This window comes from Novosphingobium sp. B1 (assembly GCF_900176395.1).
In the GTDB taxonomy this organism is placed as follows: Bacteria; Pseudomonadota; Alphaproteobacteria; order Sphingomonadales; family Sphingomonadaceae; genus Novosphingobium.
The window spans coordinates 304,711-322,233 of record NZ_FWXL01000002.1 but is presented as its reverse complement, the minus strand read 5'-3'; the positions used below and the strand labels follow the sequence as shown (position 1 = coordinate 322,233).

At 64.9% G+C, this 17,523-nt stretch carries 12 protein-coding genes; 7 read left to right on the top strand and 5 right to left on the bottom strand.

What is annotated here, in order from left to right:
* Positions 1-16: 16 nt before the first annotated feature.
* Positions 17-1,252 carry an MFS transporter gene (locus B9A23_RS04970; protein ID WP_084277735.1) on the top strand — a complete coding sequence of 412 codons (1,236 nt, stop codon included), beginning with the start codon at positions 17-19 and terminating at the stop codon, positions 1,250-1,252.
* Positions 1,253-1,352: 100 nt separating this feature from the next.
* On the opposite strand, the gene B9A23_RS04965 is transcribed toward B9A23_RS04970, so the two are convergent.
* The 4 genes from B9A23_RS04965 to manD form a co-directional block, all read right to left on the bottom strand.
* Positions 1,353-1,787: a hypothetical protein gene (locus B9A23_RS04965; protein WP_084277734.1), complete on the bottom strand. Its 435-nt coding sequence runs from the start codon at positions 1,785-1,787 to the stop codon at positions 1,353-1,355.
* Positions 1,788-1,866: 79 nt separating this feature from the next.
* On the bottom strand, positions 1,867-2,790 hold the full coding sequence (locus B9A23_RS04960) for a sugar kinase (protein ID WP_084277733.1): 924 nt from the start codon (positions 2,788-2,790) through the stop codon (positions 1,867-1,869).
* Positions 2,790-4,307: a hypothetical protein gene (locus tag B9A23_RS04955; RefSeq protein WP_084277732.1), complete on the bottom strand. Its 1,518-nt coding sequence runs from the start codon at positions 4,305-4,307 to the stop codon at positions 2,790-2,792. The genes B9A23_RS04960 and B9A23_RS04955 overlap by 1 nt, the downstream gene beginning before the upstream one ends.
* A gap of 27 nt (positions 4,308-4,334) precedes the next feature.
* Positions 4,335-5,543 carry a D-mannonate dehydratase ManD gene (manD, locus tag B9A23_RS04950; RefSeq protein WP_084277731.1) on the bottom strand — a complete coding sequence of 403 codons (1,209 nt, stop codon included), beginning with the start codon at positions 5,541-5,543 and terminating at the stop codon, positions 4,335-4,337.
* A gap of 102 nt (positions 5,544-5,645) precedes the next feature.
* Here manD and B9A23_RS04945 point away from each other — a divergent pair, with 102 nt between their 5' ends.
* From B9A23_RS04945 to B9A23_RS04920, 6 genes are all read left to right on the top strand, one after another.
* Positions 5,646-6,398: a FadR/GntR family transcriptional regulator gene (locus B9A23_RS04945; RefSeq protein WP_084277722.1), complete on the top strand. Its 753-nt coding sequence runs from the start codon at positions 5,646-5,648 to the stop codon at positions 6,396-6,398.
* 114 nt (positions 6,399-6,512) lie between these two features.
* Positions 6,513-8,054, top strand: coding sequence for a glycerol-3-phosphate dehydrogenase (glpD, locus tag B9A23_RS04940; RefSeq protein WP_084277730.1), 1,542 nt, complete (start codon positions 6,513-6,515; stop codon positions 8,052-8,054).
* Positions 8,055-8,091: 37 nt separating this feature from the next.
* A complete protein-coding gene (gene glpK / locus B9A23_RS04935) occupies positions 8,092-9,570 on the top strand; it encodes a glycerol kinase GlpK (protein WP_084277729.1) in 1,479 nt (492 codons plus the stop codon).
* 236 nt (positions 9,571-9,806) lie between these two features.
* Positions 9,807-12,062 carry a TonB-dependent receptor gene (locus B9A23_RS04930; protein WP_254894995.1) on the top strand — a complete coding sequence of 752 codons (2,256 nt, stop codon included), beginning with the start codon at positions 9,807-9,809 and terminating at the stop codon, positions 12,060-12,062.
* Positions 12,063-12,191: 129 nt separating this feature from the next.
* A complete protein-coding gene (locus tag B9A23_RS04925; RefSeq protein WP_254894994.1) occupies positions 12,192-14,099 on the top strand; it encodes a glycoside hydrolase family 2 protein in 1,908 nt (635 codons plus the stop codon).
* A complete protein-coding gene (locus B9A23_RS04920; protein ID WP_084277726.1) occupies positions 14,096-14,998 on the top strand; it encodes an alpha/beta hydrolase in 903 nt (300 codons plus the stop codon). Before B9A23_RS04925 ends, B9A23_RS04920 begins: the two co-directional genes overlap by 4 nt.
* An 88-nt stretch (positions 14,999-15,086) precedes the next feature.
* Here B9A23_RS04920 and B9A23_RS04915 read toward each other — a convergent pair whose 3' ends face one another.
* A complete protein-coding gene (locus B9A23_RS04915; RefSeq protein ID WP_084277725.1) occupies positions 15,087-17,522 on the bottom strand; it encodes a glycoside hydrolase family 31 protein in 2,436 nt (811 codons plus the stop codon).
* Position 17,523: the final 1 nt, after the last annotated feature.

The following is a 17,523-nucleotide window of genomic DNA, read 5'->3' as shown; positions in this document are numbered from 1 at the left end:
GCAACGGACCCAAACGATGCTCAGGAAGCTTCCGCTGCGCTGGTGGATCATCGCGCTGATCACGCTCGGCACGATCCTCAACTATCTTGCGCGCTCGACGCTGTCGGTGGCTGCACCCACGCTCAAGACCGAGTTCGCGATGACGACCGAGCAGTACAGCTGGGTCGTGCTGGCCTTCCAGGCGAGCTATACGGTGATGCAGACCGTGGCGGGGGCCGTGCTCGATGCGCTGGGCACGCGGATCGGCTTCTTCCTGTTCGCGGTAGGCTGGGCATTGAGCAACATGGCCCATGCCTTTTCGACCGGGTGGATGAGCCTTGCCTTCTTCCGCTCCTTGCTCGGCGCTTCGGAAGCCGCAGCAATCCCGGCGGGCACCAAGACCGTGGCACAGTGGTTTCCGGCCAAGGAAAAGCCTCTGGCCACCAGCCTGTTCCAGATGGGCACGAGCGTTGGCAACATGATCGCGCCGCCGCTGGTGGCATTCTGCATCCTTGCGTGGAACTGGCAGGCGGCGTTCATCGTGACCGGCGCGCTCAGCCTCGTCTGGGCGGGCATGTGGTGGGTGGCCTATCGCGATCCGGCCGAGCACCCGCGCCTGTCGCAGGCGGAGCGCGACGCAATCGTCGCAATGAACCAGCCTGATGCGACCAAGCCCGCCACCAAGGCGCAAGTCCTGCGCAGCCGTTCGTTCTGGGCGATTGCAGTGCCACGCTTCCTGGCCGAACCGGCGTGGCAGACCTTCAACTTCTTCATCCCGCTCTATCTCGTCGCGGTGTGGAAGCTCGATCTCAAGTCCATCGCGCTGTGGGCGTGGCTGCCGTTCCTCGCTGCCGACTTCGGTAGCCTGGCGGCGGGCCTGCTGCCGCCATGGCTGATGAAGCGGGGCTCCTCCATGCTGTCATCGCGCAAGATCACGATGACAATGGGGGCGCTGTGCATGGTGGGGCCTGCCTGCATCGGCCTTGCCACTTCGCCCGAGATGGCGATTGCCCTGTTCTGCATCGGCGGCTTTGCCCACCAGCTTCTGAACGGTGCGTTGATCACCCTGTGCGCCGATGTGTTCGACAGCCGGACCGTTGGCACGGCGAGCGGCATGGCGGGGACCTCGGCATGGATCGGCGGCATGCTGTTCACGCTGCTGATCGGGCAGAGCGCTGATGTGTTCGGCTACAACCCGCTGTTCGTGGCGCTGGCGGGGCTGGACCTGCTCGCGGCAGTGGTGCTGTGGAGCCTGCTTAGGGCGAGAACCTAGGCGGCTTGGAGAGTTTCAGGCGCTCGCGAGAAGACCGTTATTGTCCATTGCCGGGAGGGCAGTGAACGGCTGGAATGGGGTGGGGAGCTGCCACCGATGGCTAGCTCCATTGCGCCACTTCAGCTTGGGTGGCGACATACCAGACGAAGCACATTGCTTCAGCAGGATCGCCACCCGCCACTTCCCATTTTTCGAACTGCTCGCCGAAGGCCGAGCGACCTTCTGAAATGAAGTCCCACTTGGATTGAAGTTTCTGAAATTCGGCGAGTGCTGTTTCTGAAGTGAGTGCAACTCGCTCCGCCCAAGACAAATCAGAAGACAGCCATTGGTGGGTGTCCACCTCTATCCAGTAGCATTCGCAGGTGCCTCCTTCCGGGAACCGAAATTGAAGCTGGCCTCCGACACTGGCGAGATTACAATTTCTCGCCGCTGCGATCACCTTCGGAATATCTTCCAATCGCCAAGCATATTCCTTCCCACGTAGGGTAGCCCGCGAAAGGATTTCCTGTGGCAGTAGGTTGTCAGGGATTTCCATTGACCTTACTTAGCTTTCGGAAGCCAACGGCAGCAATGGCGTCGTGTCCGGAAAGGCAGCTTTCAGCAAAAAGCGGCGGCTAGCTGACGTTCACATCATGGCGGGCGCGTTCACCCGCTCTGAGAATCCCCGGCGGTATCGCGCCCCGGCGCATGATGGTCCAGCCCGCCAGCGCGTGGCCCGCGATTGCGGCCTGTGCTGGTGCTTCGCCACGCAGCCGCGCGCCGAGGTAACCCGCGTTGAAGGCATCGCCTGCGCCGCTGGTGTCCACCGGGCGCAAGACTTCGGCGGGGGGGATGATCTGGCCGTCTGGCAGGCGGCAGCCTTCGGCGCCAAGCTTCACGATGGTTTCGCTGCAGCCCAGGCCCTGCCAGTGGGCGGCGACTGCGGCGGCATCGATCTCGCCCGAGAGCATGGTCTCGTCCTCGAGCGTGGGCAGGCCGATGCTGGCGACGGCAATCGCGGCATCGCGCGCGGCGCTGGCGGTGGCGTGATCGGGCCAGAGACGGGGGCGGTAGTTGCCGTCGAAGGCGACCGTGCCGCCATTTGCGCGCACCTTGCGGGCAAGCGCCAGCAGTGCATCCCTCCCGCTTTGCGGCAGGATTGCCAGCGAGATCAGCGAGAAGGCAAGCAGGTCTGCGCTCTCCGCATGGGCCAGCGCGGGCTCGATCCCGGCGCAATCGAACAGCGCCCGCGCGGCGCTTTCGCCGCGCCAGTAGGTAAAGCTGCGCTCGCCCAGATCGTCGCACGTGATCGCGTAGAGCCCGGGGTTGCGGGAGGGGTTGGCGAGGACCAGCGCGGTATCAAGGCCTTCCGCCGTCCAGCGCGAGCGCAAGTCCTCGCTGAAGGGATCGGTGCCGAGCGCGGTGAGATAGGCCGTGTCCACCCCGCTGCGGGCGAGGTGGATCGCGGTGTTCAACGTGTCGCCGCCATAGGCGAGGCGCCAGAGGCCGCCTTCCTGCGACAGCTCGAGCATCGCCTCGCCGACAAGGACTGCGCGCATCAGCGGCAGGCCGGGTTGGCGGCGCCGGGCATGGCGTAGAAGGCGATGGCGTGGCCGGGCAGGGTGACCTTGCCGTTGACGGCGACGCCATCAAGGCCGGTCAGCTTGTTGTCCGCCGAGAGAGCCGGGGCCTTGCCATTGATGAGCACGCTGCGTGTGTCGAGCGGCTGGCCGGTCATCGTCCAGCCGGTGCCCTTGCCGCCAAGGTCGATGCCTTGCGCGGCCTCGCCGGTGTTCAGCGCCATGACGGTTACGCCGCCGCGCGTGCCGGGCAGGCACTGGGCGTAGAGGCGCAGGGCAGGGGAGGGTGAGGCGGGCGAGGCCAGCACGGTGCTGCCCATCGTGCGCTTCCACAGCACCGCGGCCCAGTAGTTGGGGCGCGGGGTCATGGTATCGCGATCGATCAGGGCATAGTCGCTGGCGGCAAGCGTGTTGTGCATGACTACCTGAAGGCCCTGCTGCGCCAGCGCGGCGTTCTGGTTGAGATAGCGGAAGGTATCGAGGAAGGTCGAGGCCCATGGGCTGCCACCGCACGCGGCCTGCGCGGTTTCGGTGTTCCACATCGGCTTTCCGGGTTCGAACCTGTCGCGCAGCGCCGCGTAATAGCGATAGTCGCGCACGGTCATGTCGAGCCACTGGGCGCTCAGCGCGTCCTGCTTCTGGGCGGTGCCGATGCCAAGGCCCGCACAGCGCTGCGACACGCTGCCGTAGAAGTGGTAGGATACAGCATCGACGCTGCCGGGGTTGGCCTTCATCATGTCTTCGCTGCTGACATGCGCGCCCATCTCGGCAGGCACCGGCACGTCCTTGAGCAGACCTGCCTCACCCACACCGCCGACGCCGAGGATCTTCATGTCGGGCACGGCCTTGCGCGCCCAGTCGCGGAACAGGCGGAATTCAGCGCCGTAGTTGGCGGCGGTATAGCCCTTGGGCATCTGCGGCGCGGCACTGGGCATGTTGGCTTCGTTGAAGAACTCGGCGGCGTAGAGCGTGCCGCCCGCCGTGCGCGTCAGATCGACCAGGCGTTGCGCCTGCGCGGGCGTCCACGTGCCGTTGGCATCGCGCGTGCCGTTGCTGACGGCAAAGCTGGTGACGATGGGCGCGTCGACCGCCTTCGAGAAGGCGACCACGTTCTTCCACTGCTCGCGCGTCAGCACCTGAACGAAGCCCGTTGGCGGGGCAGAGAGGTGTTCGCCCTCGGCTTCGAGGTAGGTGTTGTTGGCCCAGGTGCCGCTGACGCGCACGAGGCTGGGGCCGAGCGCCTTGGCGAGTGCGACAAGCGTCGGGTCGGTGAGGTCAATCGGCGGGCGTTGGCGATAGCGTTCGTCGGCCGGGCCGCCATAGGGCGCCCAGAAGCGGCCGCCGGTAACCTCGACCATCTCAATGTTGTAGGACTGGTAACGATCGCTGACGGTGCCGACTTTCGCGAGGCTGCCAAGCTGGAGCGAGGGGGCGGGAACGGACGCCGCCCCGGTCAGGGCGACGAGTGCGGTCGCCGCAAGAAATGCCTTCTTCATCGTATCCTCACCGGTTTTGTTGTTGTCTCACCAGTTCCACATGGTTCCATCCTGGAGTCTTGCGACTGGGAGGTATGCGGGTTTGTAAGGGTATTTGGCGGCGAGCTTTTCGTCGATGTCGACGCCGTGTCCTGGGGTGTCGCCGATGAAGAGTTCGCCCTTTTCGAAGTGGTAGTCGTGGGGGAAGACCTCGTCGGTTTCGGGGGTGTGGCGCATGTATTCCTGGATGCCGAAGTTGGGGACCCAGGTATCGAAGTGGAGCGCACAGCCCATGGTGACGGGCGAGAGGTCGGTGGCGCCGTGGCAGCCGGTGCGGATCTGGTAGAGGCTGGCAAGGTCGGCGATGCGGCGCAGGTGGGTAAGGCCGCCGGCGCCTACGACGGTCGCGCGGATGTAGTCGATCAGCTGGTTCTGGATGAGATCCTTGGCATCCCAGATGGTGTTGAAGATCTCGCCCACGGCCAGCGGGGTCACTGTGTGCTGGCGCACGACCTTGAAGGCTTCCTGGTTCTCTGACGGCGTGCAGTCCTCCAGCCAGAACAGCTGGTAGGGCTCGAGCATCTTGCCGAGGTTGGCCGCTTCCTGCGGGGTGTAGCGGTGGTGGCCATCGTGCAGCAGGTGATGGTCGAAGCCGTAGGTCTTGCGCAGCTCCTCGAACATCTTCGGCACATAGTTCAGCGCCAGCCTCGTATCCCAGCCGGTGACCGAGGGCAGCGCGGCATCGGCCGGTTCGTAGTAGAGCTTGCCGCGGCCCACGCCATAGGCATCCTTGATGCCGGGCACGCCGGTCTGGGCGCGGATCGCCTTGTAGCCCATGTCGATGTAGTGGCCGACGGCCTCCACCGTCTCGGCAATGTCCGAGCCATTGGCATGGCCATAGACCATCACGCCGTCACGGCTGCGGCCGCCGAGCAACTGGTAGACCGGCATGCCGGCCATCTTGCCCTTGATGTCCCACAGCGCCATGTCGACCGCGGCGATCGCGCGCATGGTGACCGGGCCCCGGCGCCAGTAGGCGCCGCGATAGAGATACTGCCAGATGTCCTCGATGCGGCGCGGGTCCATGCCGATGAGGCAGGGGATGACGTGCTCTTCAAGATAGGCGACGACCGAAAGCTCGCGCCCGTTCAAGGTGCCATCGCCGATGCCGTAGACGCCCTGGTCGGTTTCGATCCTGAGCGTCACGAAGTTGCGGCCCGGGCAGGTGACGATGACGCGGGCGGCGGTGATTTTCATGGGAGTTGCACTCGCTAAGGACAGGCGGCTTGTGGTAATACCGATTGACGGACCAGTTTCGGTCTGTCAAGTTCCCTGAATTGGTATTACCAGAAAGTTGATATGGCAACTGGCAAGTCCCACGACCGGCTCTATCAGGATCTCGCCCGCTCGCTGCTCGATGAACTGGCTGGCGGGCGCTATCCGGTCGGCAGCCGCCTTCCGGCCGAGCGCGATCTGGCGCTGCGCTACGAGGTCAGCCGGCCGACGGTGCGCGAGGCGATCATTGCGCTGGAAGTGCAGGGGCTGGTCGAGGTGAAGGTTGGCTCGGGCGCCTATGTGAAGCGCCTGCCGGGCGAGAACGACCGCCCCGGCTTCAACGTGACCGCGTTCGAGCTGACCGAGGCGCGGCTGCTGTTCGAGGGCGAGGCGGCGGCGCTGGCAGCCACGCAGATGACCGACGAGGACCTTGCCGAGATCGAGGACCTCGTCCAGCAGATCGCCGAGGAGAACCGCAGCGCCAACGGCACCGAGAGCGCCGACCGTGCGTTCCACCTCGCCATCGCCCGCGCCACCCGCAACGTTGCGGTCTACAACACCGTGGCGCAGCTGTGGGACCTGCGCGGGACCTCGCCCGAGGCCGCACTGCTGCACGAGAAGGCGCGCCACGCCAACATCAAGCCGGTGGTCGAGGAGCATACCGCCATCCTCGATGCCCTGCGCGCGCGCGATCCCAACGCCGCCCGCGCCGCCATGCGCGCCCACCTCTCCGCCGTGCTCGACGGCCTCCTCTTCGCCACCGAAGAACGCCTCCTCGCCGAAGCACGAAGAGCCACTCAAGCCAAACGCGAACGATACGCCAAAGCTACGGCATAAGGGGCGGCGCGTTCACGAAAGAAAAGTGAGGGCTTGGGTCAGGGACCCGGTCTGTGCAAAAGGCTGCGCAAGCACAATCCCGGCGCCAGCTGCATGCAATTCGGAGCTAGTTCAATGACAGTGTCCTACCCCGCGTTCGACCCGGGCCAGGTCTATGACCTGCTGGTGATCGGTGGCGGCATCAATGGCGTGGGCATCGCCCGCGATGCGACGGGCCGGGGCCTGCGCGTACTGCTGGTCGAACGCGACGATCTGGCCGCGCACACCTCGTCGGCCAGCACCAAGCTGATCCACGGCGGCCTGCGCTATCTCGAATACTACGAGTTCCGCCTTGTGCGGGAATCGCTGCAGGAGCGCGAGCGGCTGATCCGGATAGCGCCGCAGATCAGTTGGCCACTGCGCTTCGTGCTGCCGCAACCCAAGGGCGGGCGTCCGGGGTGGATGATCCGGATCGGCCTGTTCCTCTACGATCATATCGCCGGACGGCACAGCCTGCCCAAATCGCACGGCGTGAACCTGCGCGACCCGCGCTGGGGGAAGGGACTAAAGCCCGGCCTTGCCAAGGGATTCGTCTATTCCGACGCCTGGGTCGATGATGCCCGCCTTGTCGTCCTCAATGCCATCGATGCGGCACAGCGTGGCGCAACGATCCTGACCGGCACAGCGGTGACCGGGGCGGAGCAGCAGGGCGACGCCTGGGCGGTGACGCTCGAGCCCAATGTCCACGCACCCGCTCCCGCCATAGCTGCGCCCTGCACGGTGCGCGCGCGCACGATCGTCAATGCTGCCGGGCCATGGGTGGCTAGCATGCTGGGCTCGCTCGCCGGGGCAAAGCGCGATGGCGCGATCAAGCTGGTCAAGGGCAGCCATATCGTGGTGCCGCAGATCTACCCGGGCGACCATGCCTTCATCCTGCAGCAGGAAGACGGCCGCATCGTCTTCACCATTCCCTACGAAGGCCAGTTCACCCTGGTGGGCACGACCGATGTTGCCGTGGACGAACAGGAGCGCGCGCGGCCCAAGATCAGTGCCGAGGAGATCGAGTATCTCTGTGCCGCCTCCAACAGCTATTTCGAGCGGCAGATAACGCCCGGCGATGTGGTCTGGACCTATTCGGGCGTGCGCCCGCTGTTCGATGACGGGCAGGAGGACGCCAAGGCAGTGACGCGTGACTATGTGCTCAAGCTCGGGCGGTCGGAAGGCCCGCAGGTGTTGAGCGTGTTCGGCGGCAAGCTGACGACGTACCGGCGCCTTGCCGAGCATGCACTCGACGATCTCAAGCCGTGGATGGCCGGCGCGAGCGGCGCCTGGACCGATTCGGCGCCGCTTCCCGGTGGCGATCTGGGGGCCGGGGGCTTTGCGGCATTTCTGGCACAGGCACGCGAGCGCTGGCCGTTCGTTCCGGCCGCGACCATGGAGCGGATGGCGCACGCCTATGGCACGCGCATCGCCATGATCCTTGGCAATGCACAAGGCTGGCAGGACCTCGGCAGTGATTTCGGCAATGGCCTGACCGAGGCGGAGGTGCGCTATCTGCAAACCTGGGAGTGGGCGCGCAGTGCCGAGGACGTGCTGTGGCGGCGCAGCAAGCTTGGCCTGACGGCGGCACCCGAGGTGGCGGATAAGCTGGCGTTCTGGTTCAAGGCTAACGCCTGACGCGATTGCGCCGGAAAAGATTGTGGGAGTAACGGAAATGGGTGACCTCGTACTGGCGATCGACCAGGGCACGACTTCGACGCGCGCGCTGGTGTTCGATGGGGCGCGGCGCGTGGTGGCAAGCGCGCAGCGGGAATTCGCGCAGCACTATCCGGCCGATGGCTGGGTGGAGCATGACCCCGAGGAAATCTGGCGCGACACCCTGCAGAGCGCGCGCGACGCAATGGCCAAGGCTGGCCTGACCGCGCAGGATATCGCCGCCATCGGCATCACCAACCAGCGCGAGACCGTGGTGCTGTGGGATCGCGCCACCGGTGAAGTCCTGCACAATGCCATCGTCTGGCAGGACCGGCGCACGGCCGACATCTGCGCCGGGCTGCAGGGGCAGGGGCACCAGCCGTTCGTGCACGAGAAGACCGGCCTTCTGCTCGATCCCTATTTCTCGGCGACGAAGATCGCATGGCTTCTCGACGCCATTCCCGGCGCGCGCGAGCGTGCGGAGAACGGCGAACTTGCCGTCGGCACGATCGACACGTTCCTGCTGTGGCGGCTGACCGAAGGCCGCAGCCACAAGACCGACGTGACCAATGCCAGCCGGACGCTGCTGTTCGATATCGTCGAGCAGCGCTGGTGCCCCGACCTGTGCAAGCTGTTCCGCGTGCCCGCCGCGCTTCTGCCCGAAGTCTGCGCCAGCGCGGACGATTTCGGCACCACCAACCTGCTCGGCGGCAGCATTCCGATCTGCGGCGTGGCAGGGGATCAGCAGGCGGCTCTGGTCGGGCAGTCCTGCTTTGCGCAAGGCCAGGCCAAGATCACCTACGGCACGGGCGGCTTCATGCTGCTCAACACCGGCACGACCGTGGCGCGCTCGCGCAGCCGGATGCTGAGCACCATTGCCTATCGCATCGATGGCGTGACGCACTATGCCGTCGAGGGGTCGCTGTTCGTGGCAGGGGCGGCGATCAAGTGGCTGCGCGACGGGCTGGGCATCATCGTCGAGGCGCGGCAGACGCAGGAGATGGCAGCGCGGCTGCCCGATAATGGCGGCGTGTACATGGTGCCGGCCTTCGTCGGGCTTGGCGCGCCCCACTGGTGCACCGAGGCGCGCGGCATGCTTGCCGGCCTCACCTTCGATTCAAGTGCAGCGCACATTGCGCGGGCGGCCCTGGAATCCGTGGCATTCCAGACGGCGGACCTGGTGGCGGCCATGGCGGAAGACGGTGCAGGGCCGCTTTCGTCATTGCGCGTGGATGGCGGGATGGCGGCCAACGACTGGTTCTGCCAGTTCCTTGCCGATTTGCTCGACATTCCCGTCGAGCGTCCCGTCAATCTGGAAACGACCGCGCTGGGCGCGGCCATGCTTGCGGGGCACCGCTGCGGGGGGTGGCCAGACGTACTTGATGGGGCCGCTGCGGACGAGGGCCTGACCCGCTTCACGCCGGCGATGGAGCCCGAACAGCGCTCCCGTCTCACCAGCGAGTGGCAGGCAGCGATCCGTCGCGCGACCATGACCTGATAAATTCCGACACCTTCTGGTATGACCAATGCTCGGCGCTGTCTCGCGCGCTGGCTGCCGATGTGAAATCGTTCGTAGTTAGAATTTCCAGCATATTCGGCAGTTTGGCCGTTTCATGCAGGCATCTGACCAATAGGCATGGATATCTGTAAAACCAGTCTTGCATCTGGCTAGGCCATTTGGTAATAGACCCTCGTATGTGGTGGCTAACAGGCCGCCGAGGAGGAGGGGATTTCATGAAGTGCTTCCGTAATTCGTTGGGTGTCAGCGCCATGGCCATGGCCATCGCCTTTGGAGCCCAGGCGGCATGTGCCCAGACCGCTGCCGATGAAGCTGCTGCTCCGGCAGACACGGGCGAGATCATTGTCACCGCCCAGAAGCGCGCGGAAAACGTGCAGAACGTGCCGCTGGCCGTGTCTGTCGTCGGCCCGACCCAGCTTGCCGCTGCAGGCGTCCGTGATTTTGGCGACCTCGGCAAAATTTCGCCCTCGCTGACCATTCGTCCGGCCGAACACCCCGTCAACGCCAACGTCTCGCTGCGCGGCGTGGGCACGTTCGCCTTCGGTATCGGCGTCGAGCCGAGCGTTGCGGTTCTGGTCGACGAAGTTCCCCTGGCCTTCCAGGCTCGCGCGTTCAGCGACCTGCCTGATATCGAGCGCATCGAAGTGCTGCGCGGTCCGCAGTCGACGCTTTATGGCAAGGCCGCCTCGGCCGGCCTGATCAACCTGATCACCCGCAACCCGACCGACGAACTGAAGATCCGCGTCAACGCAACGGGAACCACCGACAGCGAATATGGCGCGAATTTCAGCGTTTCGGGCCCGATCAGCGATACGCTCGGCTTCGTCGTTTCGGGTGCCTATTCGCAGTGGGACGGCAATACGCGCAACCTTTTCAACGGCAAGAAGGTCAACGGTCGGGAATCCGGCAGCGTGCGCACCAAGCTGCGTTGGGAACCGTCGGCTGATGCCAGCCTGACGCTGTCGCTCAATTACATGACGGGCAACACGACGGTCGGCCGCCCCTACATCCGCATGACTCCGGGCCTGCGTTTCCGTGGCACCGGCCAGTCTGCAACGGTGGTGATGCCGGGCGTCACGCCGGGGCCGGAAAATACCAACGTCAGCAACAACTACAACGCGCGCACCGATTATGAAGGTGGCGGCGGCAACCTGCGCGGCGAATTCACGCTGGGTGACCACACCCTGGTGTCGATCACGTCGTACGACAGCTTCGAGCTGAACGACTACTTCGACTCCGACGAAACATCGTCGAGCCTCGCTTCGGAAAACAACATCCAGACGGGCACGTTCCGTTCGAACCTGTTCACCCAGGAACTGCGTCTCCTTTCAGACGGTTCGAAGCCCTTCCGCTACACGGTCGGCGCCTATTACGCGAATGTCGACTTCGAGCGACCGTTCTATCGCGGCCCGGCATTCTCGCTGGCCAACTGGTTCGCCACATCGAAGTCGAGCCAGATCGCGGCCTTCGTGCAGGGTGACTGGCAGTTCATGCCGCAGGCGACCCTGACCGGTGGTGCGCGCATCCAGAACGAGCGGATCGGCTACACCTTCAAGGATATCCAGAACGGCAACGCGCAGTTCGCCGGCAATGCCACGGACACCGCGGCGACCTATCGCGCCAGCCTGCGCTATGAATTCACGCCGACGGTCAACGCATTCGTGACCTATTCGACCGGTTACAAGGGTCAGACCTATGACCTCACCACCGGTTTCAACGCGAACCGCGCCAATGCCGGCCCGATCAAGCCCGAAACCTCGCGCGACATCGAATTCGGCCTGCGCACCCAGCTCTTCGATCGCAAGCTGACCTTCAACGTCACCTACTTCGACACGACCTACAAGAACCTGCAGGCGCAGGCTGTGGAAGTGCTGCCCGACCTGACCACCAACTTCCGTCTGACCAACGTCGGCAAGCTGGGCACGAAGGGCGTGGAAATCGATGCGGGCTTCCGGCCGAGCGACGTGTTCAACCTGAATTCGTCGATCGCGATCCTCGATACCAAGTACATCAGCTTCCCTTCGTCGCCCTGCTTCCCGAACCAGTCGGCAGCACAGGGTTGCGACCGCACGAAGTCCCCGGCCTTCCAGAACCTGACCGGCGAGCGCGCCGTCCAGGCACCGAAGCTGAAGTTCAACGTGACCGGCGAAGTGACGCCTTCGCTGACCGAGAACATCCGCGGCCTGATCCAGGCGAACGTGCAGTACACCGGCAGCGTGTTCTACGTGGCCCGCGATCCGCAGACCTTCCAGAAGGAATTCACGATCGTGAACCTTTCGGTCGGCGCGCGTGACGAGAGCCGCAAGTGGGAAGTGGCGGCATTCGTCAACAACCTGTTCGACGTGCAGTACTACCCCACCCTGATCAACAACTCGGGCGTCTGGGGCGGCGGCAGCAACATCGCCACGGCAACAATTCTCCCTCGTGATTTCCGCCGCTACGGCGGGGTTCGGGCCAGCCTGAACTTCTGATCACGGATGGCCGGGCGGGATGATCGCCCGGCCTTTTTTCTTGGTAGGACTGGCGGCCGGATCGTACTGCAAGAGCAGGCCCGGCTGCCGAATTGCGCCCGGTAAACAGTGGCAGGAGAGAGCATGCGCGTGGCACGATTTGATCGAGCAATTCTTGGCCCGCTGCTGGCGGGCGCGTTTGCATTCGGGACGCATGCCCTTGCCGCCGAGTCCGTATTCACGACGCTGCCACTCGCCACTGTCGACACCGCGCCGCTGCTCGTTTCAGCCGACATGCGCGAGGGCATGGACCTTTCGGGCGAGTGGAACTGGTCGATCGATCCTTACCGGTCAGGAATTGCCGGGTTCCATGGCGAAGCGCCCAACCGCACCGAACAGCGCTGGCTCGACATTGATGTGCGCAAGACGCTGGCGCAGGACAATCGCGAATTGTTCGAGTTCGATCTCGATCATGATCGCAAGGTGAAGCTGCCGGGATCATGGCTCGCCGCCTCGCCCGAGATGCGCCATTATCAGGGGCTGGTGTGGTACCGCCGCCATTTCGATAGTCCGGTGGGCCGCAAGGGCCGCTATTTCCTGCGTTTCGGGGCGTCGAACTACGCCACCGTCGTCTTCGTCAACGGCCAGCCAGTGGGGCGGCACGAAGGCGGGTTCACCCCGTTTGCCTTCGATGTGACCAAGCTGCTGCGCGATGGCGACAACCAGATCACCATCGGCGTAGACTCTGCGGCCACCGCTGCGACGGTTCCGCCACCGGTGACCGACTGGGAGAACTATGGCGGCGTGACGCGCGAAGTTAAGCTCGTCCACACCAGCGACACCTTTGTTGACAGCGCATGGGTGCGGCTGACGCGTGAAGGCAAGATCGCGGTCGATGCGCATCTTGATGGGCCAGCGGCCGCCAACCAGCCCTTGCAGCTCAAGGTCGCGGGATTGCCGTTCGAGCTGAAAGGGCGGACCGATGCGCAGGGCAACTGGCGCGCCAGCGCCACGGCGCCGCGCGCGCTGATGCGTTGGACTCCGGAAAGCCCGAAGCTTTACGATGTGACGCTGGCGGCGGGCGAGGACACCTGGCGCGACCGCATCGGCTTCCGCACGATCGAGCGCAAGGGCGCGGACATCCTGCTTAATGGCAAGCCCGTGTTCCTGCGCGGCATTTCGATGCACGAGGAAGAGATCGCGGCAAATCCTGCCCGCGTGATTACGCCCGAGAATGCCAAGGCCTTGCTGGGCGAGATCAAGAGCGGCCTCCACGGCAATTTCGTGCGCCTTTCGCACTATCCCCATTCCGAGGTGATGACCCGCACCGCCGACGAGATGGGCCTGCTCGTCTGGAGCGAGGTGCCGGTCTACTGGATGGTGGCGTGGTCGAACCCCTCGACCCTGGCAACGGCGCGCAACATGCTGGCCGAGAACATCCTGCGCGATCGCAACCGCGCATCGGTGGTGATCTGGAGCGTGGCCAACGAAACCCCGGTCAGCGATGCGCGCAACACCTTCCTGCGCACATTGATCGGTGATGTGCGCCGCCTCGATCCCAGCCGCCTGGTCAGTGCGGCGCTGCTGGTCGAGCGGGACAAGGCAGCCTCGGTGCCGACCATGACGATGGCCGATCCCCTGGCGGACGATCTCGATATCGTGTCGATCAACACCTACAACGGGTGGTACACCTCGGACCGCCTCGCAGATTTGCCGGGCAGCGTGTGGAACTTGCCCGCGGACAAGCCGCTGATCTTTTCGGAATTCGGTGCCGACGCCAAGGCCGGGTTCCACAGTCCGGACGGCATGCAGAAGTTCTCGGAAGAATTTCAGGCCGAGTTCTATCGCAAGACGCTGGAAATGGCCGATCGCGTGCCGACCTTGCGCGGAATTTCACCCTGGATCCTCAAGGACTTCCGTTCGCCACGCCGTCAGAATCCGGATTTCCAGATGGGCTTCAACCGCAAGGGCCTGATTTCGGAGACGGGCCAGCGCAAGCAGGCGTTCAGCGTGCTGGCGGAATACTTTGCCCGCAAAGCCGGAGAGCCGACGAAGTGAAGCGTATTCTTGCTGTAGTGCTGAGCCTTGCGGCAGCGCCAACGCTTGCCGCGCCGGGCGACTGGGTCAAAGGCGTGCTGCCCGCGGCCACGCCCCCGGCGCTGCCCAGCGTGGACCTGCCAGTGACCTTGCCGCGCGCCAACCCTGCGCACGAGGCCTGGGCGCAGCAGACGCCGGACCAGCGACTGGTCTACAACGTTAGCAAGCCGCAACTCATCGCGTGGCCGAGCAGCCTGCCGGCCGATAGCGATGCGCCTGCAGTGTTGCTCGTCCCCGGCGGGGGCTTCCAGTTCCTCGCCATGGACAATGAGGGCTTTGACGTTGCGCGCCGTCTCGACAAGCTGGGCGTGCGCGTGTTCATCGTGAAGTATCGGACGCAGCCGGTGCCAGGCAGCATCGACGGGTTCAGGGAAGCGCTCAGCAACCTGTTCCAGAAGGGCGCGCCGGTCGACCTGACGAACCGCGACTATGCTGTCGCCGATACGCAGGCGGCGATCCGCATGGTGCGCAAGGAAGCGGCGCGCTGGCACGTCAATCCTGCAAAGATCGGGATCCTCGGCTTTTCGGCCGGAGCGATGACGACGCTGGCAACGACGCAGGCCAATGCCGAAGATGCGCGGCCAGACTTTGTCGGCATGGTCTATGGGCCTACCGAAAAGTCCGAAGTGCCCGCCAATGCGCCGCCGCTGTTCGCAGCGATTGCTGCGGACGACCGCTTCTTCATCAAGCAGGACTTCGGTCTGTTCCATGCCTGGCGGCAGGCCGGCGCAAAGGTGGAGTTTCACCTCTACAGCGCAGGTGGGCACGGGTTCGCCTCGCAGCCCAACGGCACGACGAGCGATGCCTGGTTTGACCAGTACGCCCTTTGGCTCAAGGCAAACGGCATCACTGGCCGCTAGCTTCAGACCACAGAGTCCACCCTGCCATCTGGCAGTTCACGAACCGGCCCGTATGCGGAACGCGTTCGGGCCGGTTCCTTTTTTGCGATCAGATCTGCCAGTCAAAGACCTTGCGCTGGAGACCCAGCACCTGTGCCAAGCGAACTGGCGGTGTGGTGCCGTTGACGGTGATCTCGCGCTTTTCGCGCTCCGGCACGACAAACGACAGGACCGTCGAAGGCGCTGCGCCGGGGCCGCACCATGCGGCCTCGATTGCGATGGCGTTGTCCGAGGTCTGGATGGTCGCCTGCCATAGCGGGGGCTGATCCGGATCGGGCCAGGCGTCGCTGGCTTCATCGTAACCCGTCCACTCCAGACGGCTCTCGCCCGGTGCCAGAGTCAGCAGCACCGCAGGTTGCGGCGCTGGCGGGGCGAAGCCGCCCGGCGCGATGTCGACGAGGTGGGCCGAGCCTTCGCGCGCGAGGATCGGAGGGAGGCCTTCGGCGGGGGCGGGCAGATCGTGCATCTTCCCGCCATCCAGAATCCGGTCGTCGCGCAGGTCTATCCAGCGGGCCGGGCCGGGGAGGTAGGCCTGAACCGTGGTCACGCCCTTGTCCAGCGCGGGGGCGACCAGCAGGTTCGGGCCGAGCAGGTAGCTGTCGCCATCGACCCACGCCTGCGGGTCTTGCGGAAAGTCCAGCCACAGCGGACGGGTGACGATCTCGCAAGCAGCGTGATGTCGCCACAGCAGATCGTGCAGGAGCGGCACCAGCGCGCGGCGCAGGTTCATCATGCCGACGATCGCCGGGGTGGTCTCGGGATACATCCACGGCTCGTTTACCGTGCCATCGCTGTTCCAGCTGTGGATCGAGAAGCGCGGCATCATGATGCCCGCCTGGACCCAGCGCAGCAGCAGTTCGGGTTCGGGCGAGGGGCCGGCAAAGCCGCCGATGTCGTGCCCGGTGTTTGAGACCCCGGAAAGGGCAAGGCCAAGCCCCATCTTCTGGTTGTAGCGCAGGGTCTTCCACGCGGTGAAGTTGTCGCCAGACCAGGTCTGTGCATAGCGCTGCATCCCGGCCATGCCGCTGCGAGTGACCAGATATGGGCGCTCTTCGGGGCGATAGGCGATCTGCGCGGCGCGCGAGGCGCGCATCATCAGCAGCGTCTGCGCCGGGCGTTCGGCTGCGGCGGGGCGCGGCGCTCCGAACCCGGCGAAGCGGGCGCTCGTGTCCCAGATCTCGTACTCGTTGTTGTCGTTCCACGTGGCGCGCATGCCATAGGAGAGCAACTGCGCGGTCACCTGCTCACGCCACCACGCGGCGGCATCCGGGTTCGTGAAATCGAGGTAGCTGCCCAGTTCATCCCAGAACAGGCATTCCACCGGCTGTCCGTTCTCGTCGCTGACGAACCAGCCCTTCGCCGCCAATTCGGCGTAGCGTGGGTGCGACAGGAGCAGCGCCGGCTTTATGTTGGGCACAAGCTCCACCCCGGCATCGGCGTAGCCTTTGACGAAGCCCGCAATGTCGGGAAACTTGTCGTGGTTCCAGTTGAAGACGTAGCGCTTGTCGCCGATCGAGGTGTAGCCCGATGACAGGTGGAACGAGGTGCAGGGCACGCCGTGCCGTTCGAGCCCTGCGAGAAACTCGCCCATCTGCTCCTGCGCGTTGGGCGCATCGGTATAGAGCATGGTCGAGCCGGAATAGCCCACCGACCAGCGCGGCATGAAGGCGGGGCGGCCGGTCAGCCAGGTGAAGCGTCTTGCCACTGCGCCGGCATCGGGCCCGGCGATCATGTAGTAATCGAGGTCACCGCTCTCGGCGCGCATGTAGCGATAATGCGGGTGGTAGTTAGAATGCTCGTGCCCGAAATCGAAAACCGGATCGGCCAGCGTATCGTAGAACACGCCATGCGCCGCGCCTTCGCCATCGACCACGAGCACCCAGGGGATCGACTTGTAGAGCGGATCGTCGCTCTGCGCGTCATAACCCATGCAATCGAGATTGGTCAGGCGCAGGCGGCGGCCGGCGCGGTCCAGGTCACCGCTGCGTTCGCCAAGGCCGAAGTAGCGCTCGCCTGGGCGGCGCTTGACGTAATGATAGGTGGCCTCATCCCACCAACCGAAGTTGTAGGCTTGGGTGGGGCGGTCTTCGGAAATGAGCTGCCAGGCATCTGCTGTCGCCTGATGCCAGGTGCAAAGCAGGCCTTCGGGCCTGATCGTGAGCTTCAGCCGCGCGGTTGCGATGACGATCCCGTCGGGCGAGTCCTGCAGCGTGAATGCAGGCGCGGAAAACCCGCTCGTGTCCATGCGGTCACGCCCCGGTTCGGCAATGTCTTCGGCACCGGGCGCGATGGTCCAGCTTGGCGGAGAAGTGACCTCGCCCTTGGCCAGCAGCAGCACGCGGATCATGTCGTCTTCCAGCACGAAGACATGGGCGACCGCTCCGGTGTCGGAGCCGAGCGTGATGCGTGGCCCTTCGACTTGCGTCACGGCGAAGCGCGGCGGTGCAGAAAGGCGCGCGCGGCGGGGCGGGGAGACTTCGTTCATC